23 protein-coding genes and 1 tRNA gene are annotated in these 25,335 nt (G+C 61.6%); 11 read left to right on the forward strand and 13 right to left on the reverse strand.

The annotated features are described in order from the left end of the window. Positions 1-2: 2 nt before the first annotated feature. The 6 genes from AB8A27_RS04640 to AB8A27_RS04665 all read right to left on the reverse strand — a co-directional run bounded on the left by AB8A27_RS04640 (position 3) and on the right by AB8A27_RS04665 (position 6,078). Positions 3-1,532, reverse strand: a complete 1,530-nt coding sequence (locus AB8A27_RS04640) for an L-aspartate oxidase (protein ID WP_441240901.1) — start codon at positions 1,530-1,532, stop codon at positions 3-5. After that, complete coding sequence (nadA, locus tag AB8A27_RS04645) at positions 1,529-2,512, reverse strand: quinolinate synthase NadA (RefSeq protein ID WP_441240902.1); 984 nt, start codon at positions 2,510-2,512, stop codon at positions 1,529-1,531. Before nadA ends, AB8A27_RS04640 begins: the two co-directional genes overlap by 4 nt. Before the next feature lie 52 nt (positions 2,513-2,564). Beyond that, positions 2,565-3,560, reverse strand: a complete 996-nt coding sequence (locus AB8A27_RS04650) for an NUDIX hydrolase (RefSeq protein WP_441240903.1) — start codon at positions 3,558-3,560, stop codon at positions 2,565-2,567. A gap of 278 nt (positions 3,561-3,838) precedes the next feature. Beyond that, positions 3,839-3,913: transfer RNA gene (locus AB8A27_RS04655), tRNA-Val, on the reverse strand. A 183-nt stretch (positions 3,914-4,096) separates the two neighbouring features. Beyond that, positions 4,097-5,359, reverse strand: coding sequence for a hypothetical protein (locus AB8A27_RS04660; protein WP_441240904.1), 1,263 nt, complete (start codon positions 5,357-5,359; stop codon positions 4,097-4,099). 134 nt (positions 5,360-5,493) lie between these two features. After that, a complete protein-coding gene (locus AB8A27_RS04665; RefSeq protein WP_092149203.1) occupies positions 5,494-6,078 on the reverse strand; it encodes a DUF1134 domain-containing protein in 585 nt (194 codons plus the stop codon). 113 nt (positions 6,079-6,191) lie between these two features. Between AB8A27_RS04665 and AB8A27_RS04670 the strand changes: the two genes are divergently transcribed. Further along, on the forward strand, positions 6,192-6,686 hold the full coding sequence (locus AB8A27_RS04670) for a YHS domain-containing (seleno)protein (protein WP_441240905.1): 495 nt from the start codon (positions 6,192-6,194) through the stop codon (positions 6,684-6,686). A 9-nt stretch (positions 6,687-6,695) separates the two neighbouring features. Here the strand turns inward: AB8A27_RS04670 and cysQ are convergent, their stop codons facing one another. Next, positions 6,696-7,532: a 3'(2'),5'-bisphosphate nucleotidase CysQ gene (gene cysQ / locus AB8A27_RS04675; RefSeq protein ID WP_441240906.1), complete on the reverse strand. Its 837-nt coding sequence runs from the start codon at positions 7,530-7,532 to the stop codon at positions 6,696-6,698. Positions 7,533-7,702: 170 nt separating this feature from the next. Here cysQ and chpT point away from each other — a divergent pair, with 170 nt between their 5' ends. The 6 genes from chpT to AB8A27_RS04705 all read left to right on the forward strand — a co-directional run bounded on the left by chpT (position 7,703) and on the right by AB8A27_RS04705 (position 14,343). Further along, positions 7,703-8,350, forward strand: a complete 648-nt coding sequence (chpT, locus tag AB8A27_RS04680) for a histidine phosphotransferase ChpT (protein WP_441240907.1) — start codon at positions 7,703-7,705, stop codon at positions 8,348-8,350. A 195-nt stretch (positions 8,351-8,545) separates the two neighbouring features. Further along, on the forward strand, positions 8,546-11,278 hold the full coding sequence (locus AB8A27_RS04685) for a hybrid sensor histidine kinase/response regulator (RefSeq protein ID WP_441240908.1): 2,733 nt from the start codon (positions 8,546-8,548) through the stop codon (positions 11,276-11,278). An 11-nt stretch (positions 11,279-11,289) separates the two neighbouring features. After that, positions 11,290-11,784 carry a chemotaxis protein CheW gene (locus tag AB8A27_RS04690; protein ID WP_092149188.1) on the forward strand — a complete coding sequence of 165 codons (495 nt, stop codon included), beginning with the start codon at positions 11,290-11,292 and terminating at the stop codon, positions 11,782-11,784. Positions 11,785-11,829: 45 nt separating this feature from the next. After that, complete coding sequence (locus tag AB8A27_RS04695; protein ID WP_068737128.1) at positions 11,830-12,195, forward strand: response regulator; 366 nt, start codon at positions 11,830-11,832, stop codon at positions 12,193-12,195. A gap of 103 nt (positions 12,196-12,298) precedes the next feature. Further along, positions 12,299-13,465: a protein-glutamate methylesterase/protein-glutamine glutaminase gene (locus AB8A27_RS04700; protein ID WP_441240909.1), complete on the forward strand. Its 1,167-nt coding sequence runs from the start codon at positions 12,299-12,301 to the stop codon at positions 13,463-13,465. After that, entirely contained in the window at positions 13,462-14,343 is an 882-nt protein-coding gene (locus AB8A27_RS04705; RefSeq protein WP_441240910.1) for a CheR family methyltransferase, read from the forward strand. The genes AB8A27_RS04700 and AB8A27_RS04705 overlap by 4 nt, the downstream gene beginning before the upstream one ends. A gap of 142 nt (positions 14,344-14,485) precedes the next feature. Here the strand turns inward: AB8A27_RS04705 and AB8A27_RS04710 are convergent, their stop codons facing one another. From AB8A27_RS04710 to ctrA, 4 genes are all read right to left on the reverse strand, one after another. After that, on the reverse strand, positions 14,486-15,643 hold the full coding sequence (locus tag AB8A27_RS04710) for a glutathionylspermidine synthase family protein (RefSeq protein ID WP_441240911.1): 1,158 nt from the start codon (positions 15,641-15,643) through the stop codon (positions 14,486-14,488). 6 nt (positions 15,644-15,649) lie between these two features. Next, complete coding sequence (locus tag AB8A27_RS04715; RefSeq protein ID WP_441240912.1) at positions 15,650-16,048, reverse strand: hypothetical protein; 399 nt, start codon at positions 16,046-16,048, stop codon at positions 15,650-15,652. Then, a complete protein-coding gene (locus tag AB8A27_RS04720; protein ID WP_441240913.1) occupies positions 16,045-16,455 on the reverse strand; it encodes a DUF350 domain-containing protein in 411 nt (136 codons plus the stop codon). The genes AB8A27_RS04715 and AB8A27_RS04720 overlap by 4 nt, the downstream gene beginning before the upstream one ends. 141 nt (positions 16,456-16,596) lie before the next feature. Further along, complete coding sequence (gene ctrA / locus AB8A27_RS04725) at positions 16,597-17,298, reverse strand: response regulator transcription factor CtrA (protein ID WP_092149173.1); 702 nt, start codon at positions 17,296-17,298, stop codon at positions 16,597-16,599. 372 nt (positions 17,299-17,670) lie between these two features. Here ctrA and fliI point away from each other — a divergent pair, with 372 nt between their 5' ends. From fliI to AB8A27_RS04745, 4 genes are all read left to right on the forward strand, one after another. Further along, a complete protein-coding gene (gene fliI, locus AB8A27_RS04730; protein WP_092149170.1) occupies positions 17,671-18,996 on the forward strand; it encodes a flagellar protein export ATPase FliI in 1,326 nt (441 codons plus the stop codon). A 109-nt stretch (positions 18,997-19,105) separates the two neighbouring features. Further along, complete coding sequence (fliJ, locus tag AB8A27_RS04735) at positions 19,106-19,525, forward strand: flagellar export protein FliJ (RefSeq protein WP_092149167.1); 420 nt, start codon at positions 19,106-19,108, stop codon at positions 19,523-19,525. A gap of 199 nt (positions 19,526-19,724) precedes the next feature. Beyond that, complete coding sequence (locus tag AB8A27_RS04740) at positions 19,725-20,273, forward strand: sigma-70 family RNA polymerase sigma factor (RefSeq protein WP_441240914.1); 549 nt, start codon at positions 19,725-19,727, stop codon at positions 20,271-20,273. Beyond that, the gene (locus AB8A27_RS04745; RefSeq protein ID WP_441244824.1) at positions 20,273-21,169 is read left to right on the forward strand and encodes an anti-sigma factor; all 897 of its coding nucleotides are present in this window, start codon (positions 20,273-20,275) and stop codon (positions 21,167-21,169) included. Before AB8A27_RS04740 ends, AB8A27_RS04745 begins: the two co-directional genes overlap by 1 nt. Before the next feature lie 1,256 nt (positions 21,170-22,425). Here the strand turns inward: AB8A27_RS04745 and AB8A27_RS04750 are convergent. Continuing rightward, on the reverse strand, positions 22,426-22,626 hold the full coding sequence (locus AB8A27_RS04750; RefSeq protein ID WP_092150612.1) for a hypothetical protein: 201 nt from the start codon (positions 22,624-22,626) through the stop codon (positions 22,426-22,428). A gap of 329 nt (positions 22,627-22,955) precedes the next feature. Next, a complete protein-coding gene (flhA, locus tag AB8A27_RS04755) occupies positions 22,956-25,193 on the reverse strand; it encodes a flagellar biosynthesis protein FlhA (RefSeq protein WP_441244825.1) in 2,238 nt (745 codons plus the stop codon). Positions 25,194-25,335: the final 142 nt, after the last annotated feature.

The following is a 25,335-nucleotide window of genomic DNA, read 5'->3' on the forward strand; positions in this document are numbered from 1 at the left end:
GGTTAGGCGACGAGTTCCGGGATGTCGTCTCGTGCGGTTTGAAACGCGTCATCAAGGCGCAGCGTCGAACGCTGTGCCAGACTCGTGTGCTTCGGGAAGTCGGAGCGTGCATGCGCGCCGCGGCTTTCCTGGCGCCGCAGGGCAGCGATCACGATCATCAAGCCGACAATTGCGGGGTCGCTTGCAGCTTGCTGCGAAATTGCGAGGGGATAGAGCGCGCGAGCGGCGGCACGCAGGCTTTCGCCATCGCGCAACACGCCTGCGGCACGCGACAGAATAGGGCGCACTAAAGCTGGATCGCTGTTTGTTACTCCACCGGGCAACATTGGTTGGCGCCGCCGGGTGGAGGTCGTTGCGGCAATATTCCGGGCAACCCATTCGCCACACACAGCCACCTCGAGGAGTGAATTACTGGCGAGCCGGTTTGCGCCATGCAGGCCAGTGCAGGCTGCTTCGCCGGAGGCCCACAGACCGTCGACGGCGGTTCGCCCGGCCCGGTCAACCAGTATCCCGCCCATATGGTAGTGCGCAGCGGGACGGACGGGGATCGGCTGCGTAACAGGATCGATACCTGCGTCGCGACAAAGCGCCGTGATCGCCGGGAAACGCCGCGCAAAGTCGAGATCCTTCACGCCCCTTGCATCGAGAAAAACCCGATGTCCCGCCGCCATGTGTCGCCAGACGGCGCGTGCAACCACATCGCGGGGCGCAAGTTCGGCGCCGGGGGCACCGGCCATGAAACGATCGCCATTGCCGTCGACAAGGATCGCACCTTCTCCGCGTACGGCCTCACTGATGAGTTTGAGTGGAGAGGATTTGCTGTCGAGCGCTGTCGGATGGAATTGGATGAATTCAAGATCGGCCATGACAGCGCCGGCGCGTGCCGCGAGCGCGAGGCCCTGGCCGAAGGATCCAGCCGGATTCGTCCCGTGCAGAAACAGACCTCCGATGCCACCGGTCGCGATGACGACACGGTCGGTGGCAAAGAGCACGGGTCCTCGGCCGGTGTGACCAAGAAGACCCACTACTGCATTGTCTTCGATGACCAGGCGCTGTGCCGTAGCTCCCTCGATCACCGTGATAGAAGGTGTGTCGCGGACCTTGCGGACCAGGGCTCGAATAACGTCCCGGCCCGTTGCGTCACCTCCGGCATGAATGATCCGGCGGCGCGAATGCGCAGCCTCGAGGCCGAGGATGATCTGGCCGCTGGCATCCCGATCGAAAATGACGCCGAGCCGCGCCAACTGTTCGATTGCGTCGGGCGCTGCGGCGAGGATTGAGGCCGCGACGGTTTCGTCGCACAAGCCATCACCGGCGGCGAGTGTGTCTGCCAGATGCAGTGAAGCGTTGTCATCCGCCCCGATACTGGCAGCGATACCGCCTTGCGCGAGTGCGCTCGACGATTCCGAGCCCAGCGGCGCGCCGGTCAGGAGCAGCACCGGTTGCGGCGCCAGCGCAAGGGCGGTCATGAGGCCGGCGATGCCGCCGCCGATGATGACCGGAGCGCCGTCCGTATCGTGCAATGCTGTCATCTGACGGCCAGCATTCGCTCGACTGCGAGGCGTGCGCGCGCTGCGACATCGTCGTCGATCGTGACCTTGTGCTGCATCGTCTCCAACGCGTGACGGATGTTGCCGAGCGTGATCGTCTTCATGTGTGGACACAGATTGCACGGACGGATGAATTCGAGGTCCGGGTACTGGATGGCGACATTGTCGCTCATCGAGCATTCCGTCAGAAGCACGACGCGCGGCGGTCGTTTGCTTGCGACATAGGACGACATGGCGGCCGTGGAGCCCGAGAAATCAGCCTCCGCCAGAACGCCCGGCGGGCATTCCGGGTGTGCCAGCACGACGACACCGGGGTGGTTCTCGCGCAACTGACGCACCTCTTCGGCGCTGAAGCGCTCGTGCACCTCGCAATGACCGGTCCAGGTAATCACTTTAACTGTGGTCTCGGCGGCAATGTTCCTGGCCAGATATTCGTCCGGCAGCATGATCACGCGTTCAACGCCGAGCGACTCGATCACCGCCTTGGCATTGCCCGAGGTGCAGCAGATATCCGACTCAGCCTTCACCGCTGCCGAGGTGTTCACATAAGTCACGATCGGCACGCCGGGATAATTTTGCCGCAGCAGCCTCACGTCCTCGGGCGTGATGGAGTCGGCAAGCGAGCAGCCGGCGCCGCGATCGGGGATCAGCACGGTCTTCGACGGATTGAGCAATTTGGCCGTCTCGGCCATGAAGTGAACGCCGGCGAGAACAATGACGTCGGCCTCCACATGCATTGCTTCGCGCGCCAGCGCGAGACTGTCGCCGACTATGTCCGCGACGCAGTGGAAGATGTCCGGTGTCTGATAGTTGTGGGCAAGGATGACCGCGTTGCGGCTCTTCTTCAACGCGATGATCGCGTCGATATCTTCTGACAGCATCGACCATTCGATCGCGGGGATCGCATGGCGCACTTTCGCATAGAGATGTTCCGAAGGACGCAGTTCAGGTATCGACAGCATATCATATACTCTCGTTGAGCATATATTATACTGTAATCGAGTATAAGCCTTGTCAAGCCCCCGAGACGGGAAGTTTGGTTCCGGCGATGGCGCGTTCCGCAAGGACGGCACGGCGAAAGCGGAAGAGTTTTGCAGGACGTCCGCCGGTGTCCTGGCTGGTTTCGCCAGTTTCCTCAACGAGTTCCTGCTGCTCGATCAGGCGGCGGAAATTCGGCTTGTGCACTTGCCGTCCCGCCAGCGCCTCAACACAGCGTTGCAGTTGCAGCAGCGTGAATGTGTCCGGCATCAATTCAAATACGACAGGATGGTATTTGATCTTGGCCCTGAGCCTTGCAATTCCGGTGGCCAGAATCCGGCGATGGTCCAGGATCATGGGGTGACCCGGCGTGTTCGACAAAGCCGCACGTGTAGACGTGGATGCTGAGGAATTTCCGCGTGTCGCTTCGGGGATCAGTTTCGCTTCATATAATAGTTCGTAGCGCTGCAGAACCAGTTCCTCGTTCCAGCTGTGCTCTTCGAAACCGAACAGCATGGCCGCGCGCTGCCGGCGAGCGCGCTGTGTCGCCCGATCGGATGCTGCAGAAGCCCAGGCCTTGAGCCCTGGCTGCAGAGCTTTCTCCATCAGCGGCGGTGGGCCGTCACGATGATCCTCCCAGGGGAAATAATCATACCAGCCGCGCCATCTGGCCTCGTGCTCGCCGAATGCCGGTTGTTCTCGGGTCAGGCCAAGATAGCTGATCGAGATGACATGCTGCCCAGTGGCGCCAGCGCGATCGCGATCGGCAAAGGTGTAGAGCTGTTCGACATAACCGAGCGGCAACCGTGTCTGCCGTTCGACCCAGGCACGGAGCCCCGATTGCAGCGAACGATGGGCGAGTTCGAAAGGCCCGGAGGGCAGGGCGCGCTGATCCTGGATCGTTAGAACACGAGGCTCACCCGAGGTCACGGCGACCAGCACGGCAACAAGATCAGCCGCAATTCCTTGCGGTGATGACTGCGCTGCCAGACGCACATTTGGCTTGGAAGCGGAGCTGTCGAGCGGGTCCATGAGCTTGTCTGCTTAGGTTTTCATAGGGGCAGGGTGAAAAAGCTGCATCGCGAATCCACGCTGATATTTTAACATGAGGCTGCAACGCGACGCTCAGGGCAAGAGCGGTCCCCAGACTCGAGTGGGTCGCTTCAACGCACTTTCTCCCGAGTGGGCGGGAGGGAAACGCATTCCACGGATTTTCCACGGATCGACGTGCGCGGTTCGCGCATCATTCTGTGCCGACTTGCCGATCAGATTTTCGGAGGGGTGAAAAGCCCAGCAATCACGGGCTTTAATGGTGGGCGCACAAGGGATCGAACCTTGGACCTCTCCCGTGTGAAGGGAACGCTCTCCCGCTGAGCTATGCGCCCGGGATGCCGTACAGACCAAAAGGCCGGGCGGTAATGGCCCGGCGGGGACTGACGTCAGTGGCGCGATTTAGGGAATAGGGGGCGGGGGTGTCAAGCAAACCCTGCCGCAAGTTCTAACAATAAGTCCGCACAATAGGTCTCCCGATCCGGCCGGACGGCCAATCTGGGTTCCTGGCTCGCGATTTAGCCCGGTTGCGGGGCGCGGGAGGCATGGGACTGCAGCGCCCGGATCCGGTCGGCGAGGGTGCTGTTGGGGGGGAAACCTGCGTCATTGGCCGGGCGCGGCTGGGCTGTGGGGGCCGGTTCGGCGGCCAAAATCGCCTCGATGGGGGAATTCGGCCCTTCCAGCGTCATGGCCATCTTGGCCACTTCGGCGGCGATGTCGTTGATGCGCTCGCGCAGCAGGGCGTTTTCCATGCGCTCGGTGGCCCATGCACTCTCGGCCTGCTGGTGGATGCCGTTGAGGTCGCGCTGCAGCCTGGCGTGCTCCTCGCGGGCGGTGGCGAGTTCGGTCTCCATCGCGGCCTTCTCGGCACGCAGTTTCTCGATCACAGGCGAGGCCTTGGCGCCGTTCATGGCGGCGAGTTCGACGCGCAGGTCGCGCGCGATCTGTTCGGCGGCTTCATTGGCCTGGCGCAGCTGACTGTTCTCGAAATCGCGCTCGGCCAGGATCTTGCTCTGGGTCGAGAGCTGGCTCTCGAGGTCGGTGACGCGGGTGCCGAGCTGTTCGGCTTCGCGGACCTGGATGGTCAGTTGCTGATCGAGATCCGTCACGCGCTGGCTGAGATTCTCGACGCGGGCGCGGGCTTCGGTGAGTTCGCGCGTCGCGGTGTCGGACTCGCCGCGCTGCAGCTCCAGCCGGTGCTGCGTATTGGCGAATTCCTTTTCGGCATCGCCGACGCGGGCCTTCAATTCCTCGACCTGCGCGCGCACGGCAATGAGTTCGACCTGACGGCTGTCGGCCACCATGGAGCGGTCCGAGAGGTCGTGGTTCAGCTTGGCGAGTTCGGCCTGCTTGTCGCTCAGGGCCTGTTCGGCCGCGCGCAGCGATGCGGTCTTGGCGGTGAAGTCGTTTTCCGTGACGCCGAGCTTTTCTTTCACGGCGGCTTCACGGGCTTCCAGCGCGAAGATCGTGGCGTTCTTCTCGCCGAGCTCAAGCTTCATGCGGTTGATGGCGTCGGACTTCTTGCCGAGTTCGGCGAGCTGGCTGGTGGTCTTGTTCTTGAGCTGGTCGACGCTCATTTCCAGCCGCCGTGCCGCCATCGCGAATTCCGCGCGTAGCTGGTCCTTGTCGGCCTGGATTTCCGCCATCGACAGCGGCGTCGCGGCTTCGAGCCGGCGGGTGGTGAGGCGGACGGCGCGGTTGTGCACCAGCGGCATGATCATCAGGCCGCAGAGCATCGAGACCAGAAAACCGATCGCCAGATACATGATCGGTTCAACCATGACGAATGCTCCCACGCTCTCAAAATGCAGCGGTTAGCATGCCATGGCACCGCCGGCAAAGACAGCGTAACGCCTCGTTAACCTTTATTCGCCCGTTCAGAAACGCTTGATCACGAACTCTCCAATCGAAGAGGTCAGAACGGGTTCCAGGTCGCGCTGGGAGTATATTTGAGATAGCCGATATTGGCGCCGAGCCGCAGGCCGAGACCCGACCGGATCGGCACCAGCACGACATTGTTGGCGGTCAGTGCCGTCATGCCGAAGCCGCCGATGATATAGGCAGAGCCGTCGATACCGGCGAAGCGCTGATAGATCGCCTGCGTCGCCGGCAGGTTATAGACCAGCGTCATGGTGCGGGCGCCGTCGCCGCCCCAGTCGAAGCCGACCGACGGACCCTGCCAGTAGACTCTGAGATCTCCGGCATTCTTCGTATAGAGCGTGCCTTCGCCGTAACGCAGGCCTGCCACAATTGCTCCGCTGCCTTCCTCGCCCAGAATATAGCCGTTCGGCAGGCCCCACTGGCTGACGGCCTTCTCGATCACCGAGGCGAGGCCGCGCGAGACGTTGCCGAAAAACCGGTGCCCAGCCGTCATCAGTTCCTCTGACCGATAGGTATCCGGTCCAGGCTGGCCGCGCGGCGGTTGCTGCGCGGAGGCCGGCGAGAAGGCGAGCGTAAACGCGGCTAGCGCCACCGCTGCCAGGCGTGATGCGAAGGTCATGAAAAGAACCCCTGGTATTTCAAATTTGCGACCGCGGCTTTAACCGGATGCTGACAAGCACGGTTTAACTCTGCAGTCATTGTCCCCGACTCCCTATACTATCGGTATCAACTATGACGGCACAACGGCGGGAATTGTCAGGCTGGAGCCGTGGAATTGCCTTGATTCTGCTGCTGGCGGCCGCTTTCGTTCCGGCCGGAGCGCAGGCTGCGACCAGTGAGCGCGTGGTCACCGACCGGTATACGGGTCTCGCGATCAGCGGTTTCGATCCGGTGGCCTATTTCACCGAAGGCCGCCCGACGCTGGGGCAGCCGGATTTCGAAATGTCGGAAGAGGGCACCGTCTGGCGCTTCCGCAATGAGGGCAACCGCGCCTCCTTCGCCGCGCATCCGGATATCTATGGTCCGCAATTCGGTGGCTACGATCCCGTCGATGTCGCCCGCGGGGTCGCCTTTGCCGGCAATCCGCGTTTGTGGCTCATCACGGGCGAGCGCCTTTATTTGTTCGGCCGGGAGGAAACCCGCGACGCCTTTGCTGCGGCACCGGCCAAATATCTGCCCGGCGCGCGCAAGCGCTGGCCGGGCGTGCAGGATATCCTGGCCAAATAGCGCACGGGTTCAGCCGCGCGTGCTCGCGCTGCTGTCACCCCAGGCGATGAATTCCGGCACGATAAAGTCTTCCCGGTCGCCGCCGAAGCGAACCGCCTTGCCAAAGGTGTCCGTCACCTTCCCGCCCGCAGCGACCACCACGGCATGGCCGGCGGCCACATCCCACTCACAGGTCGGCGCCAGCCGTGGATAGATGTCGGCCTGGCCCTCGGCCACGCGGCAGAATTTCAGCGCCGAGCCGAATTCCTGTCTGACAGCACCGGGGCGGCTGGCGATGAAAGCCTCGGTTCGCTGGTCGCCGTGGGAGCGGCTGACCGCAGCGGTCCATGCCGCGCCTGGAGCAGGCGCCGCGCGGGTCCGGATCGGTGTGACCTTGCGGATGGACAGGTCTGGTGCGAGTTCAACACGTTCGGCGCCGCGGCCGACCAGCCCGCGCCAGATCAGCCCGAGGGCGGGGGCGCCGACGATGCCCAGCAGCGGAGTGCCATCGACGATCAGGGCGATATTGACGGTGAACTCCTGGCGGCCGGCGACGAATTCCTTGGTGCCGTCGAGCGGATCGATCAGAAACAGGCTGCCGGCATAGGGTGGCGTGGCGAGATGGAGGCGCTCCTCGGACAGCGCCGGGATTCCCGGGAACAGCCGGGCCAGTCCTTCGCCGATCACCTGATCGGCCGCGAGATCGGCTTCGGTCACGGGTGAACCGTCGGCCTTGCCGTCGACGGCCATGACCTTGCGGTTGACCTTGAGGATCGCTGCGCCAGCCCTTGCCGCCAGTTCGGTCAGCGGCTCCAGCAAAGCGGCAGCCCGCGCGGTATCCATGCGAGGTAGCGAATCATCCGTCATCGACTGGCCTTCATCCCCTGCATGCCATCCCTGTTCATTTCTACACGCGTCCGTTGCACCGGTGGACTGTGCCAGCCTTGCTGTGGTCGCGCCACCATCTGCGGTGTATCTAACCGTAAAGCAAATGCTTGATTCGCCGTTCATTCTGTGTGGCCCCAGGAGCGCATTTCATGTCTGACACTCCCACTCCCGGTCCAGCTCCCGATGCCCTCGAACTTGCGGCATTGCTCTGCTCGCGGGTCTGCCACGACCTGATCAGCCCCGTGGGCGCTATCGTCAACGGGCTCGAAGTGCTCGACGACAATCCCAAGCCGGACGACAGGGAATTCGCGCTCGATCTGATCCGGAAGAGCGCCAAGACCGCATCGGCCCGCCTGCAGTTCTGCCGGCTCGCCTTCGGTGCCGCCGGCTCGGCTGGCGCGCAGATCGATCTTGGCGACGCGCAGACCATGTCGCGCGGTCATCTGGAAGACGCCAAGACCAAAATCGAGTGGAATCTGCCGCGGCTTCTCCTGCCGAAGAACAAGGTCAAGCTGTTGCTCAACATGCTGGTGATCGCGCAGCAGACGATCCCGCGCGGCGGCGTGCTCAAGATCGATGCCATCGGCGAGGGCGAACCGCAGGGCTTCAAGGTCACGGCGACAGGCCTCAACGCGCGCCTCCCGCAGGCCATCGTCGACATGCTTGCCTCCGAAGAGGTGGGCGGTGTCGATGCCCATGCCGTGCAGCCTTACTACACGCGGCTGCTGGCGCAGGCTTGCGGCCTCAAGGTGACCCTGGTGCCCGAAGGCGACGCCATCGTCGTCACCGCGGTCTGACCGCAAACTCATTCAACTCTTAATGAACTCTTTACGAGTCCGCCGTTCGGCGGGCTCGTAGACATGCGCGCGTAGCTAATTGCGTTCATTGTTTTTGGGAATGCTCAACTAATATTAAACGCTTTACGCGGAAAGTAGCCAGACTTCGAAAGGCGTAGCGAAAGTCGCGAGCCTGGAGTGTGAAGGCCTATTTTCATGGATGATCTTCTCCGCGAGTTTTTGACGGAAACCAACGAGAGCCTGGATACGGTTGACAATCAGCTGGTCCGTTTCGAACAGGATCCGAACAACGCGAAAATTCTCGATAATATTTTTCGCCTGGTTCACACCATCAAGGGCACGTGCGGATTTCTCGGACTGCCCCGTCTCGAAGCTTTGGCTCACGCCGCCGAGACGCTGATGGGCAAATTCCGCGATGGAATGCCGGTCACCGGAGAGGCGGTTACGCTCATCCTGACCACGATCGATCGCATCAAGGAAATCCTCGGTCAGCTCGAAGCCACGGAAGTGGAGCCGGAAGGCGTCGACGACGATCTGATCAATGAGCTGCATCACATGGTCGAAAAAGGCATGGAATCGATGACTGAGTCTGCTCCTCCGATTGCGCCAGAGGCGCCCGTTGTTGCGGATGCTCCCTTGGTCGTCCAGGCGCTGGAGCGTGAATTGCGCCCGGGTGAAGTCTCGCTCGAAGAGCTGGAGCGCGCCTTCCAGGAAACCGCCATCGAAGTGGCACCCCCCGTCGCAGCTGCTGCGCCCGAACCGGTTGCGCCCGTTGCCCCGCCGGCCCCGGTTGCCGAGAAGCCTGCTGCTCCCAAGGCCGCCGCGCCGAAGCCCGCTGCCAAGAAGACCGCAGTCGAGGCTGACCAGCCGGAAGCCGACAAGGTCGCAAACCAGTCGATCCGCGTGAACGTCGACACGCTCGAACATCTGATGACCATGGTCTCCGAACTGGTGCTGACCCGCAACCAGCTGCTGGAAATCAGCCGTCGTCATGAAGACACCGAATTCAAGGTGCCGCTGCAGCGCCTGTCCACCGTGACGGCCGAACTGCAGGACGGCGTCATGAAGACCCGCATGCAGCCGATCGGCAATGCCTGGCAGAAGCTGCCGCGTATCGTGCGCGATCTGGCCGGCGAACTCGGCAAGCAGATCGAACTCGAGATGCATGGCGCCGACACCGAACTCGACCGCCAGGTGCTCGACCTGATCAAGGATCCGCTCACGCATATGGTGCGCAACTCCGCGGATCATGGTCTCGAGACACCGGGCGAGCGCGCCAATGCCGGCAAGCCGGAGCAGGGCACGATCCGTCTGTCCGCCTATCATGAAGGCGGCCACATTCTGATCTGCATCGCCGACAACGGCCGCGGTCTCAACACCGAGCGGATCAAGGCGAAGGCCATCCAGAATGGTCTCGCTACCGAAGCCGACATCGAGAAGATGTCGGAAGCGCAGATCCACAAGTTCATCTTCGCACCGGGCTTTTCGACTGCGGCCGCTGTCACCAGCGTTTCCGGCCGCGGCGTCGGCATGGACGTGGTGCGCACCAATATCGATCAGATCGGCGGCACCATCGACATCAAGTCGGTGGCTGGCGAAGGATCGAGCGTCACCATCAAGATCCCACTCACGCTGGCCATCGTGTCGGCGCTGATCGTCGAAGCCGGTGGCGATCGCTTCGCGATCCCGCAGCTCGCGGTGGTCGAACTGGTACGTGCGCGCGCCAATTCCGAACATCGCATCGAGCGCATCAAGGACACCCCGGTGCTCCGCCTGCGCAACAAGCTGCTGCCGCTGATGCATCTGAAGAAGCTGCTGCAGATCGATGATGGCTCGTCGGCCGATCCGGAGAACGGCTTCATCGTCGTGACCCAGGTGGGTAACCAGACTTTCGGCATCGTCGTCGATGGCGTCTTCCACACGGAAGAAATCGTCGTCAAGCCGATGTCCACCAAGCTCCGTCACATCGGCATGTTCTCCGGCAACACCATCCTGGGCGATGGCGCGGTGATCATGATCGTCGATCCGAACGGTATCGCGCAGGAGCTTGGTGCTCTGGCGTCGAACGCCCACGAGATCGCCGACGAGAATGCCGCGATGCGCGCGATGAATGCCGAGCAACTGACGTCGCTGCTGGTGTTCCGCGCCGGTTCGGCGCAGCCCAAAGCGGTGCCGCTCGGTCTCGTCACGCGTCTGGAAGAAGTGGGCGTCGACAAGGTCGAATTGTCGAACGGTCGCTACATGGTCCAGTACCGCGATCAGCTGATGCCACTGGTGCAGATGGAAGGCGTGACCGTCCGTACGTCGGGCACCCAGCCGATCCTCGTTTTCGCAGACGACGGTCGTTCGATGGGTCTGGTCGTCGATGAGATCGTCGATATCGTCGAAGAGCGCCTGCATATCGAAGTGGCCAGCGGCCGCGAGGGGATCCTCGGTTCGGCTGTGATCAAGGGTCTCGCGACCGAAGTGATCGACGTCGGTCACTTCCTGCCGATGGCTTTCGCCGATTGGTTCAGCCGCAAGGAAATGCGTGTCTCCTCTACGGCACAGTCGGTGCTGCTGGTCGATGACTCCGCGTTCTTCCGCAACATGCTCTCGCCCGTGTTGAAGGCTGCCGGCTACAAGGTGCGCGTCGCCACCAACGCCCAGGAAGGTTTGTCTTTCCTGCGCTCGGGTCAGGAGTTCGACGTTATCCTGACGGATATCGAGATGCCCGACATGAACGGTTTCGAATTCGCCGAAACCATCCGTGCCGATCAGCGCCTGCAGGCAACGCCGATCATCGCCCTGTCAGCGATGATCTCGCCGGCCGCCATCGAGCGCGGTCGCCTCGCAGGCTTCCATGACTACGTCGCCAAGTTCGATCGCCCCGGCCTGATCGCGGCGCTCAAGGAACAGACCACCGAAGTTGTTCGTCAGGCCGCGTGAGGGAAATCGCAATGACCGGCACCACCACGACCACCACCACCCCCAAGGCTCCGAGCGCTGACGGTGCGATCACCGAATACGTGACCACCATGATCGGTGGCCAGCTGTTCGGCATGCCCATCTCGCGCGTGCAGGACGTGTTCATGCCCGAGCGTCTGACCCGCGTGCCGCTGGCCTCCAGCGATGTCGCCGGCGTGCTCAATCTGCGCGGACGCATCGTCACTGCGATCGACATGCGTTCACGTCTTGGCCTGCCGAAGAACGATGACGGCAAGCCGCCGATGGCAGTGGGCGTCGATCTCCGCGGTGAATCTTACGGCCTGCTGATCGATTCGATCGGCGAAGTCCTGAAGCTCGCCGATGAGAGCCGTGAAGTGAACCCCGTCAATCTGGATCCGCGCATGGCCAAGATGGCCGATGGCGTCCATCGTCTCGATGGTCAGTTGATGGTCGTACTCGACGTCGATCGCATCCTTGAAATCTCGCCTGACAAGCTGGCCGCTTAAGACCAGCACTTGGACAATTTTGTCCGCGGTGGAAAAGAGGCTCACATGAAGACATGTCTGGTTGTCGATGACTCCAGTGTCATCCGTAAGGTCGCCCGTCGGATTCTCGAAGGTCTCGATTTCGAGATCACCGAAGCTGAAGACGGCGAGAAAGCGCTCGAAATCTGCAAGCAGAACCTGCCGGACGCTGTTCTGCTCGATTGGAACATGCCGGTGATGGATGGTTACGAGTTCCTGCGTAACCTGCGCCGTATGCCTGGCGGCGACGTTCCGAAGGTCGTGTTCTGCACGACGGAGAACGACGTGGCCCATATCGCTCGCGCCCTGCATGCCGGCGCGAACGAATACATCATGAAACCGTTCGACAAGGAAATCGTGTCGGCGAAGTTTCAGGAAGTCGGCCTGATCTAAGTTCTACGCCGGAATCCCGTATCTGGTTTCCGGCGCCAGCCTTTTTGTTTGTGCATTTGTTTCTTCAGTGCATTTGTCGTGTTGTGTTGCGTCCGGTGAGTTCATGAGTGTTGATGTGATAAGTCCTGCTGTTGTCGATTCGCGGTATGAGCCACTGCGAGTCATGGTGGTGGACGACTCCGTCGTCATTCGAGGCCTGATCTCGCGCTGGATCGAGGCCGAGCCGGACATGGCCGTCGCAGCCTCGCTCCGCACCGGTCTCGATGCCGTCAACCAGATCGAGCGCATCAATCCCGACGTTGCCATTCTCGATATCGAAATGCCGGAGCTCGATGGCATTTCGGCGCTGCCGCAGCTGCTGGCGAAGAAGCGGAATCTCGTCATCATCATGGCGTCGACGCTGACCCGCCGCAACGCGGAGATCAGCTTCAAGGCGATGTCACTCGGCGCTGCCGATTACATTCCGAAGCCGGAGAGCACGCGGGAGATTTCCGCAGCCGACGTCTTCAAGCACGACCTGCTGCAGAAGATCCGTCATCTTGGCGCGAAGGTCCGCCGCCTGAAGTCGGCGACGACGCCGTCGATCGTACCGGCTCCCGCGGCGCGCGAGGCTGCGCCGTCTTTCAAGTCCGTCACATCAGTCGCTGCGCAGGCGCAGCTCGTGAAGCGTCCTTTCAGCGCCACGATGCCACGCGCGCTGCTGATCGGTTCGTCCACTGGTGGTCCGCAGGCCCTGATGACGCTGGTTGCCGAAATCGGCGCCGTGATCGACAAGGTGCCGGTGCTGATCACGCAGCACATGCCGCCGACCTTTACGACCATTCTCGCCGAACATCTCGCCCGGGCCAGCAAGCGTCCGGCTCGCGAAGGTGTCGATGGTGAACTCGTCAAGGCCGGTCAGGTCTACCTCGCGCCGGGTGGAAAGCATATGCGCACCGTCAGGCAGGGCGCCAACATCGCCATCGCGCTTGATGACGGGCCGCCGGTAAATTTCTGCAAGCCTGCTGTCGATCCGCTGTTCACGTCTGCCATCGACGTCTGGCAGGGCGCTATCCTCGCCGTCGTACTGACGGGCATGGGTTCGGACGGCATGCGCGGCGGTAAGGATATCGTTGCAGCCGGCGGCAATGTCATCGCGCAGGACGAAGCATCGAGCGTGGTGTGGGGTATGCCCGGCGCTGCCGCCAATGCGGGTATCTGCTCGGCCATCCTGCCGCTCAATCAAATCGGTTCGAAGGTCGTTCGTCTTTTCTCGGGAGATCGGTCATGACACCAGCAGACTACGATTTCCTTCGCAAGTTCTTGAAGGAGCGTTCGGGTCTCGATCTGTCTGCTGACAAGCAGTATCTGGTCGAAAGCCGGCTGATGCCGCTCGCACGCAAGGCCAATCTGTCGGGCATTGATGAGCTGGTCCAGAAGATCAAGAACGGCTCGTCCGCGCTTGCGTCCGACGTGGTCGAGGCCATGACCACCAATGAGACCTTCTTCTTCCGCGACAAGGTTCCATTCGACCATCTGCGCGATGTCGTGCTGCCGGAGATGATCCAGGCACGTGCCGCCCGCAAGAGCATGCGGATCTGGTGTGCGGCTGCGTCGACCGGTCAGGAGCCGTATTCGATCGCGATGACCATCAAGGAAATGAGCGCCCAGCTCGCCGGATGGCGGGTCGAGATCATCGGTACCGACATCTCACAGCAGGTGCTCGAGAAGTCCAAGTCGGGCATCTACACCCAGTTCGAAGTCCAGCGCGGATTGCCGATCCAGCTGCTGGTCAAATACTTCAAGCAGACCGGCGAGATGTGGCAGATCAATCCGGACATCCGCGCGATGATCCAGTATCGCCCGCTGAACCTGCTGCAGGACTTCTCCAGCATGGGCAAGTTCGACATCATCTTCTGCCGCAACGTGCTGATCTATTTCGATCAGGAGATGAAGACGCAGATCTTTGGCCGCCTTGCCAAGTGCATGGAGCCCGATGGCTTCCTGGCGCTGGGCGCTGCCGAGACCGTGGTCGGCCTGACCGACGCGTTCAAACCGCATGCCGACAAGCGCGGCCTGTACCGCCCGAACGTTTTGCGTGCCGCACCGTCGATCGTGCCAAGCATGGCACCTGCGGGTCTCAAGACCGCTGCTGCGCCGGCGCGCTAGACTCTACTACTCGATGTCGTCCCCGCGCAGGCGGGGACCCATCAGCCCGGTCGATGCGGTGAAAACTGCATAGTCACGAGCATAGCGCTTCATCTATCTTTACAGCGGCTATGGGTCCCCGCCTGCGCGGGGACGACTGCAATTATAAAATCGCGTGCGGAATGAACCGTGACATGTTGCCGGTGATCGGATTCTCATCTTCGCGGATCGAGAGCCCGCATGGCACTTCATCGACCAGCCAGCTGCCCAGCACCGGATACTGATCTGCAAAGTTCGGCAACGGCATCAGCATCTGCCGGATGAAGCCTTCTTCGCCATAGGGACCAGGCTGCGCATCGATTGCGCTGCCGCCGCTCACCAGCGTGACATTGGCGCCTTCGCGCGAATAGAGCGGCTTGCGCACATAAGATGTGCCGAGCTCAGCGGCTGCAGCATCATCGTCGAAATAGGCCGGCAGCAGGTTCGGGTGGTTCGGAAACATCGCCCAGAGCAGCGGTAGGATGCCCTTGTTGGACAGAATGGCTTTCCACGGTGGCTCGATCCAGCGTGTCGATGCGCCTTTCAGGCGACCGCCGAATGCCTCGCGGAACATCCACTCCCACGGATAGAGCTTGAACATCAGGTCGATCGGCTGGTCCTTGAGATCGACGAAGTGCCCGGTGTCGGCATAGCCGATCTCTCTGATGTCGATCAGCGTCGGCGTGAGCCCGCCTTGTTGCGCCACATCGGCGAGATACTGCACGGTGCCGCGATCCTCGGCATTGTCCATGGCGGCTGCGAGATGAATTGCTTTGTCGGCGCCGATCTTGCGCCAGGCCTCGATGAGCCGCTCATGCAGCGAGTTGTATTGATCGGCGCGCTTCGGGATGATCTGGCGCTCGATCGCCTGTTCGAGCCAGGTCCATTGAAACACCGCGGCCTCGAACAGCGAGGTCGGCGTGTCCGCATTGTATTCGAGCAACTTTGCCGGGCCTTTGCCGTCGAACTGGAAATCGAAACGGCCGTAGAGACTGGGATCGCGCCGTTGCCAGCTTGCGGCGATGAAGGTCCAATAGGCTTGCGGGATCTTCAGCAGCCGCAAATAGCGCTCATCCTTGACCGCGCGGCTGACCAGCTCGCGGCACATGTCGTTGAGCTCGGCTGTCGGCCCCTCAATCTGCTGTTCGATCTCATCCAGCGTGAAGGCGTAGTAAGCGCGCTCATCCCAATAGCGGTCGCCGGCCTCGGTATGAAACACGAAGCCCGTAGATGCCGCGGTGGCCTGCCAATCGTCGCGCTCGGCGCAGGTAATGCGTTGCATGAGAAACTAGCCGCCGCCGGAGAAATGCGAGGCGAAGGAGCCGAAGCCACCATGGGTGACGTGGCTGCTGCTGGATGAGGAGCCGTCATATCCGCTGCTGGATGACGATCCGGTGCTGGCGAAGTTGCTGCGTCCGGAGGAGTTGCTGCTGCCCCCTGAAGAGCTATGGCCGCCGGAGGATGACGACGAGCTGCGCTGCTGACACTCCTGTTGCCGTCCGGCGATGGCGGCGCGGTTCGGGTCGCACTGTTCGCTCGGCATCAGTGCGTAGGCGCCGCTGCCCAGGGCTATGGTGCCCATGAGCAGGAGCGCCACGTGGTTGGAGCGTTTGCGCGACGGTGCTTCCTCATGCATCGGCTGCACGGGTTGGCGCTTGCCGAAGTTCTTTGCGGGCTCGCTGGTCATGGCGAATACACCATGGAGGCAGCATTGAGTACGCCGGCGGCAAGGGAGGCGAGACCAAGCCATAGGGCTGGCGCCATCTGGCCGTCCGCGATGCGATCCGACAATTGCGGCACCGGAATGCGGAGAATGAAATAGACGGCGATCTGTACGATCAGCGCGATGATCGCCCAGATCAGGCAATCGATCACATTGGCGGAGTGGACGATGGCGCTGGCCACCGGCAGCACGAAGCCGAGCAGGCTGAGCCCGAGCGCCAATGATGCCGGCGCGCAATCCTTGCGGATCAGTGCGAACTCGTCATGTGCGGTGACGCGCAGATAGACGAACAGATAGAGCATTACGGCGACGATGCCGGTGCAGAAATAGACCAGGAAGGCCGGCAGCCCGACCAGAGATTGCAGAACCATTCCGCCCCCGAATGCGCTTCAAGCGACATTGCTCGATACCGCTCAGTGTATTCGTCTCGGCGAGCAATGGGAGAGTTCATCCACGCAAACAAAAACCCCGCCTTTCGGCGGGGTTTTGTGAGAACTTTCGGGGAGTGACGCTTAAGCCGGGATGCGGATTTCGTCTTCGTTCGGCTCACGGAGCACATAGCCACGGCCCCAGACGGTTTCGATGAAGTTGCGGCCTTCGGAAGCGTTGGCGAGCTTCTTGCGCAGCTTGCAGATGAAAACGTCAATGATCTTCAGTTCGGGCTCGTCCATGCCACCATAGAGGTGGTTGAGGAACATTTCCTTGGTGAGGGTGGTGCCCTTGCGGAGCGAGAGCAGCTCCAGCATCTGATATTCCTTGCCCGTCAGATGGACGCGCTGACCGCCGACTTCCACCGTCTTGGTATCGAGATTGACCACCAGGTCGCCGGTCTGGATGACCGACTGGGCATGGCCCTTGGAGCGGCGCACGATCGCATGAATGCGGGCAACCAGCTCGTCCTTGTGGAAGGGCTTGGTCATGTAGTCGTCGGCGCCGACGCCGAGACCCTTGACCTTGTCTTCGATGCCGGCGAGGCCCGAGAGAATGAGAATTGGTGTCTTGATCTTGGACACCCGCAGCTGCTTGAGCACATCGTAGCCGGACATGTCCGGCAGATTGAGATCGAGCAGGATGATGTCGTAGTCGTAGAGCTTGCCGAGATCGACGCCTTCTTCTCCGAGATCCGTCGTATAGACGTTGAAGCTCTCGGATTTGAGCATCAGCTCAATCGACTGCGCAACGGCGCTATCATCTTCAATTAGCAAAACGCGCATGCCAGTCCCCTTTAGTCGCCGCTCCGGGCGTCAGGTCGGCCGCCATACTTGCGGCACCAAAAAACGCCTACGAACAACTGATTCGGATCCTGACGGGATATGGTTAACAAAACCTGATTCTTCAGCGCAAGCTCTAATCGTGCAATTTTTGTCGAATCGCCATAAGATGTTGCAGCAAAGACTCTTTTTGTATCCGTACCCGTTCAAGCTCCACATTAAGAGCCGGACTTAACCGACTCCATCGACTCGCCCCTTCATTCTGATGGCGCGAATGCTCTCAGTCATCCAAGACAGTGACGTAATGATTAACGATGCGGGTAAACACGGGGTTAAGGCCGAGCCGGCAATGAAGCGAAACTTAAGGGTTTTGCGATGAAAGCCCTTGCGGAACAGATTACTGACCTCGATGGCGTCAATATTTACGGCCGGGTGGTCGGTGTTCGCGGGTTAATGGTTGAGGTGGCCGGGCCGATCCACGCGATGTCGGTCGGTGCCCGGATTACGATCGAGACCGGCACCAGCCGCTCCATCCCCGCCGAGGTGATCGGTTTCAGTGGCGACAACGCCGTGGTGATGCCCTTCGCCGGACTGGAAGGCGTACGCCGCGGCTGCCGCGCGGTGATCGCCAATGCCGCCAGTCAGGTGCGGCCTTCAATGGCCTGGCTCGGCCGCGTCGTGAACGCCATGGGCGAACCGATCGATGGCAAGGGACCATTGCCGCAGGGCCCGGCGCCGATGCCATATCGCGCGTCTCCGCCGCCGGCCCATTCCCGCAAGCGCGTCGGCGCGCCGCTTGATCTCGGCGTGCGCTCGATGAACACCTTCCTGACCTGCTGCCGCGGCCAGCGTATGGGCATCTTTGCGGGCTCCGGCGTCGGCAAGTCGGTCTTGCTGTCGATGCTGGCACGTAATGTCGATGCCGACGTGTCGGTCATTGGCCTGATCGGCGAGCGCGGTCGCGAAGTGCAGGAGTTTTTGCAGGAGGATCTTGGCGAAGAAGGTCTGGCCCGCGCTGTGGTCGTGGTCGCGACCTCGGACGAGCCGGCGCTGATGCGGCGGCAAGCGGCCTATCTGACGCTGTCGATCTCGGAATTCTTCCGCGACGAGGGCAAGGATGTCATGTGCATGATGGACTCGGTCACGCGTTTCGCCATGGCGCAGCGCGAGATCGGTCTGTCCGTCGGCGAGCCGCCAACCGCGAAGGGCTATACGCCGACGGTGTTCACCGAACTGCCGAAGCTGCTGGAGCGGGCAGGGCCGGGCACCGATGAAGGCTCCATCACCGGCATCTTCACGGTGCTGGTCGACGGCGACGATCACAACGAACCCGTTGCCGACGCCGTGCGCGGCATTCTCGACGGCCATATCGTGATGCAGCGCGGCATCGCCGAGCGCGGCCGTTATCCTGCTATCAATATCCTGAAGTCGGTGTCGCGAACCATGCCGCGGTCCTGCGATCCAGCCTATCTACCGACGATCACGCGGGCCCGGCAGATCATGGCGACCTATTCGGATATGGAAGAACTTATCCGGCTCGGCGCCTATCGCGCCGGTTCCAGTCCGGAGGTGGACGAGGCGATCCGGCTCCATGAGCCGCTCGAGGCATTCCTGCGGCAGCGCAAGGACGAGGTCTGTGGACTGGCCCAAGGTTATCAGCAACTGCAACAGATCGTTGGTAGTTTGGAAACGGAACGCTAACTTTGTCAGGCCATCATGACCCTCAGAGACGAGTTTCGGCTGGCCAACCCCTTGCGGGCGGCCGGTTGTGTCCCGCGTTGAGATTGGGACTTCTGGGGAGTATGAGTCGATGAAGTCACGTGACACCCTGATCCGCCTGAAGAAGTTCCAGGTCGATGAGAAGCGCCGACGGGTCAATCAGATCGAAGGCATGATCGCCGATTTCCAGCGCATGTCAGTCGATCTCGAGCGCGAGATCCAGACCGAGCAGGATCGCGCCGGCATCCAGGACCCCACCCACTTTGCCTATCCGACCTACGCGAAGGCTGCGATCCAGCGTCGCGAAAACCTGACGCGCTCTGCCGATGAGCTGCGCGTGCAGCTCGAAGACGCAAAGGCCCTGCTGACTGAAGCTTTCGAAGAACTCAAGAAGGTCGAACTGCTCGACGAGCGCGACCAGGCCCGCGCGCGCGACGAAGAGAATGCGCGCGAACAGGCCGACCTCGATAGCATTGGTCTGATGCGTGCCCGCATCGGCGCAGTGGCCTGATCCGCAATAGCGGCAAGCAACAAGCCTCCAGGATTGAAGTTCATCAAGCCCGGGCCGCAAGGTCCGGGTTTGCTGTTTGTGGTCTGTCCACAGCATGAACTGCGACATGGCCCGTCTAATGTAATCTGTGTTACGACAGGGAATACCGCCGCGCGGCACCTCCGTACGGCGAAAGGTATTTTGGGGTTGAGGAGACGTAATGCTGACGCCGGCTGAACTGGTCTGGCTTCTTGCCGCAGTTGCCAAAGGGGATGAAGTCGCCTTTGAGCGCCTATATGCAGCGACGCGCGCGAAACTCTTTGGCGTCGTGCTCCGTATCTTGCGCAGACAGGATCTCGCGGAGGAAGTCATCCAGGAAGCCTATGTCAAGATCTGGAACAGTGCCGGGCAGTTCAATCCCGGTCTGGCCTCGCCGATTACGTGGATGGTGTCGATCGCTCGTAACCGGGCTATCGATGTGGTTCGCAAGAGAAGCGAAGTCTCTATCGAGGAAGAGCCGGCCGCCATGGAAGTCGCGGCCGATACGCCTGATCCGCTCGCACGTCGGGAAATGACCGAAGAATTGAAGCGCTTGTTGGAGTGCGTGGGCCGGCTGGAGCCGGACCGCCAGAAACTGGTGCTGCTTGCTTACTACAATGGCTGGAGTCGCGAACAACTCGCGGCGAAGTTCGAAGCGCCGGTGAATACAGTGAAGACGTGGCTGCGCCGCAGCATGATGGACATCCGGGAGTGTCTGGGACTGACATGATGGCCTATAGCGAAGACCATATCGCACTTGCCGCGGAATATGCGCTCGGCACGCTCGATGCCGAAGAGCGCGTGCAGGTCGAGGCCATGATGTCCGTCGACAAGGATTTTGCCGCTGTGGTCGAGGCGTGGGAGCGCAAGCTCGGCGTTTTGAATCAGATGGTCGGACTTGTCGAACCGCGTCCTGAAATCTGGGAGAAAATCCGCGCTGCGACCGGTCTGGCCGGTACGCAGGAAGCCATCGTGCATCCCGAAGCGCCGCAGCCGGTTGCTGCCGCGACTGCCGTCGCTGCACCACCTGCCGTTGATCACTCGAATCTTGATAGTGCGCCGCTCGATCGTTCGAACGTGATTGATTTCTCTCAGCAGGCAAAGCGCTGGCGCGGCGTTGCTACCGGCATGACCGCGATTGCCGCCATGCTTGTTGCGCTGATTGCCGTGCAGGCCTATCGCCCCGAATTGCTGCCGCCCAGTTTGCGCCCGAAGGCCGTGCAGCAGGTTGTTCAGGCGCCAGCGCCGATCGCGCCGCCCGCAGCAGCTCAGGCGCAATACGTCGCCTTGCTGCAGACCGATGCTGCGTCACCCGCATTCATCCTCACTGTCGATGCGGCGACCAAGAACTTCACAGTGCGCAAGGTTGGTGCCGAACCGCAGGCCGGCAAAAGCTACGAACTCTGGATCGTGTCCGACAAGCTGCAGCGTCCGCGTTCGCTCGGCGTGATCGGCAGCAACGACTTCACATCGCGCGCTGCACTCGCAGCCTACGATCCTGACGTCGTCAATCAGGCGACTTTTGCCGTGACCGTCGAGCCGGAAGGCGGTTCTCCGACCGGCCTCGCCACGGGCCCGATCGTGTTCACCGGCAAGCTGATCGAGACCGTGCCGCCGGCGCGATGATCGTTTAGCTCACTCGCCAATTCTGCCCCACACTCGTCATTCCGGGGCGCTGACCTCCCGACTGTCATTCCGGGGCGCACGAAAGCGGTGCAGCCGCTGTAGTGCGAACCTCAGCCACTCCACATGGAGTGGCGGGGAATCCCGTTCCAAACTCGTCATTCCGGGTCCGCGGCCGGCACTTGCCGGACGCGGACCCGGAATCTCGACGTGTTCAGCGCAAAACAGGTCGGGATTCCAGGTTCGTCTGCGCGAAGGCGCGCAGCCGCCCCGGAATGACAGTGTGGGGCGGCAAGATAACGCCAAACATTTTTTCCTATCAACCGTTGACAACATACCTACGCTGATTATATTCCCCTTCGTCCTGCCCCACCGAGAGGGGCGATCGCGATCGTCACGTTCGCGGGGTGGGATGCGGTGGACGCCGGAGATGCGGCGTTACGCGGTTCATGGGTGACGTCTGTCTTCGGGCAGGACGGATCTGCGCCAGCACTGCCACTGGCAAGGACACGGCCGGCCTTGAGACGGAAAGATCCCTGGACAGTGTGACGGACGACCAAGTCAAAACGCGTCCGGCTCAAGTGCTTGAGGCTACCCTGTCCCTCCGCCCTGGGACACTAATTTTGGTGATGGGGCCGTTCGCCAAGGCAGATGTGCAAGCAAGTCGAAAAAACACCGCAGGCGGAACGCTGGGCACTTGCCTGACGCTTCCGAAAGTCCTGATGCACTCTATAGATTGCGGAAGACCGCATTCGCATCAGGCCCAAGGGTGCAACGGGCACCTGGCGTTCCGCACGCCCTCTCACAAGGGGGCGGGAATGCAAGCGACGACGGCGCCCCCGCGCCGCAAACAACAGGGGTGATGACGCATGTCTGGAGAGCAGTGGCTGTTTGAAATTCGAATAGGCAACGACGCGCAGCCGTCACCCCACACTCCGCCGTCATGCCCGGCGAATGCCGGGTATCCACGCCTTGGCCACACACGAAGGGAGACGTGGATGGCCGGAACAAGTCCGGCCATGACAACTGAGAGCGTAGCGCGAGATCGTAGGGTGGGTTTTGTGCAGACGTTCATGCCATCCAACGGCGTTACGCCGTGATTGCGGTGCAGATGACGTCACAAACAAAGCACCCCACAAAAGAAAAACGCCCGTGGGGAGCGGGCGTTTTCCATTCAGAAGTCCACTCGGGGGGAAGTGGATCTTCTATTATTCACCTGACGACCTTGGGGGACATCGCCACGCGAATTCCTGAATTCCTTAGCGGACCATGCTGACGTTCGAATTGGTTACAGCAACAGGCTGGCCCGCTTTGATGACGCGCGCGGTCTGGGTCGAACCTTCATCAGCATTCATGCGGGCCGAGATTCCGAAGCCTGCCACGAAGATACCGGCGACCAGAGCAACAATCACCACCTTCAGGTGGGTCATGCGATCCGCGCTGTAAATCGAGTGGTTCATTGGAAACGCTCCCTGCCGTCTTACTCTGCCTACGACCGTTTGTGTCGTGTCCGCGTCGGCAGGTTCAACTGATCACGCTCAGGAAACGTGGTGTTGGGGCGTTCCGTTCCAAATAGGCGATCACAAGGCAGTGATAAGACGTGATCCGGCGCGATTAAGGCATCCGGCCTGGCCCTGGAATTTATAAATTGTTATTTCTTATCAGGTCGTTGGATGTGATTCGCGCTCTCGCCCGAAAATGGCCCCGGGATGCGACATTCTGGCAAATCCCTTGTCTGTGACGAATTTACATCGGTTTCGGGCAAGGTTTCCAGCCTCTTGCCACCGAATCAGACGCTTCCCACGGTCTTCAGGCGCGCGCGCGGATGGATCTCGGCCTGTGAGAGCACCGTGGTCTGCGAGCGGAACCGTTCCACCAGCGAGCGCACGAATGGCCTGATCGAGGCCGATGTGACCAGCACCGGCGCTTCGCCTTCGCGCGCGGCCTGTTCGAAACGATCGCGCACGGTGGTCATGAACTCCGACAGCTTCGACGGCTGCATCGCCAGGCTGCGTTCTTCGCCGGTGCCGATGATCGATTCCGCGAAGGCCTGCTCCCACTGCGCTGACAGGGCGATGAGCGGCAGGTAGCCGTTATAGGACGTGTTCTGCGCGCAGATCTGTCGCGCGAGGCGCGCACGCACATGCTCAACGATGGTCGACGGGTTGCGCGAGAAGGCGAGGGCGTCGGCAATGCCTTCGAGGATGGTCGAGAGATCGCGCACCGAAATCCGTTCGGTGAGCAGCAATTGCAGCACGCGCTGGATGCCCGAGACGGTGATGAGCGACGGAACGATATCCTTGACCAGTTCGCCTTGCTCCTTCGGCAGGTCCTTCAGCAGCTTCTGCACTTCGCCGTAGGACAGGAGATCCGACATATTGCCCTTCAGCAGCTCTGTCAGATGCGTCGACAAGACCGTGGCGGCATCGACCACGGTGTAACCCTTGAGCGAGGCTTCTTCCTTCAGGCCGGCATCGACCCAGGTCGCGGGCAGGCCGAAGGTTGGCTCGGTGGTGTGAATGCCCGGGACATTGACCTGATTGCCGCCGGGATCCATGACCATGAACTGGTTCGGCCAGATGCGGCCGGTGCCGGCGTCCACTTCCTTTATCTTGATGACGTAGGTGTTGGCTTCGAGCTGCACGTTGTCCAGGATTCGAACCGACGGCATCACGAAGCCCATCTCGACAGCGAGCGACTTGCGCAGCGCCTTGATCTGCTCGGTGAGGCGATCGGTGCCGTCCGGGCCATTGACCAGTGGCAGCAGCGCGTAGCCGAGCTCGATCTTGAGATCGTCGATCTTCAGCGACGCGGAGATCGGCTCGTCCGCGGCGGCGGCTTGTGCTGCTGCGGCGGCGGCAGGCGCTGCAGCCTGATGCGCGACTTCGGCACGGGCGACCTTGTTGCGCTTGTTGGCGGTGACGGCGAGATAGGCTGCGCCGCCGCCGAGTGCGAGGAACGGCAGCATCGGAATGCCCGGCAGCAGCGCCAGCGTCAGCATGACGCCGGCCGACATGCCCAGCGCCTGCGGATAGCCAGAGAATTGCCTGATCAGCGTCTTGTCGGCGGCGCCAGTGATGCCCGCCTTCGAGACGAGCAGGCCAGCGGCGGTCGAGACGATCAGAGCCGGAACCTGTGTGACCAGACCGTCGCCGACGGTCAGCAGCGTATAGGTGCGGCCGGCTTCCGAGAACGACAGGCCCTGCTGCGCGACGCCGATGATGATGCCGCCGATGACGTTGATGGCGGTGATGAGCAGGCCGGCAATGGCATCGCCGCGGACGAACTTGGAAGCACCGTCCATGGCGCCGAAGAAGCCGCTTTCGTCTTCAAGGTCCTTGCGGCGCGCCTTGGCCGTGGCTTCATCGATCAGGCCGGCCGACAGATCGGCGTCGATCGCCATCTGCTTGCCGGGCATCGAGTCCAGCTGGAAGCGTGCGGCGACTTCGGCGATACGACCCGAACCCTTGGTGATGACGATGAAGTTCACGATCACCAGGATCGCGAACACGACGATGCCGATGACGAAGTTGCCACCCATCACGAAGTTGCCGAACGCCTCGATGACGTGGCCGGCCGCGGCGGTGCCCTCATGGCCGTGCGACAGGATCAGGCGGGTCGAGGCGAGGTTTAGCGACAGCCGCAGCATGGTCGAGATCAGCAGCACGGTCGGGAACGACGAGAATTCCAGCGGCGTCTGGGTGAACAGCGCCGTCATCAGGATCAGCACCGACATGGTGATCGAGATGGCAAGAAAGAGGTCCATCGCGATCGCCGGCAGCGGCATGATCAGGATGACAAGAATGATCAGAACGCCAAATGCGAGGCCGATATCGCCGCGCAAGACATTGGTCTTGATGCTGGCGAAGTCGAAACCGCCGCTCTTGGGTCCCCCGAGACCCTGACCCGCGATCAAATCCGTCATCGATGCCGCTTCCCCGCGCGAATGTCGTTCGCGACCACCAAACGTGTGCGCAGCGGCCGGAGGGCCGCCGATCCGCAAGTGAGGCACCGCACTGGCATCCACGGGCATTCCCCCGATCGGCTGACGAGACGCGACTCCACTCGGCAATTTTTGCCGTGTGTATGGTTAGCAAAGGGTTAACGAGGCGTTACTGCATGGCTCCGCCACAAGTCTCACGCCAGTTTTGACCGAAACGGCGCTGTTG

It is taken from the genome of Tardiphaga sp. 768_D3_N2_1, assembly GCF_052076105.1.
Taxonomy (GTDB): Bacteria; Pseudomonadota; Alphaproteobacteria; order Rhizobiales; family Xanthobacteraceae; genus Tardiphaga.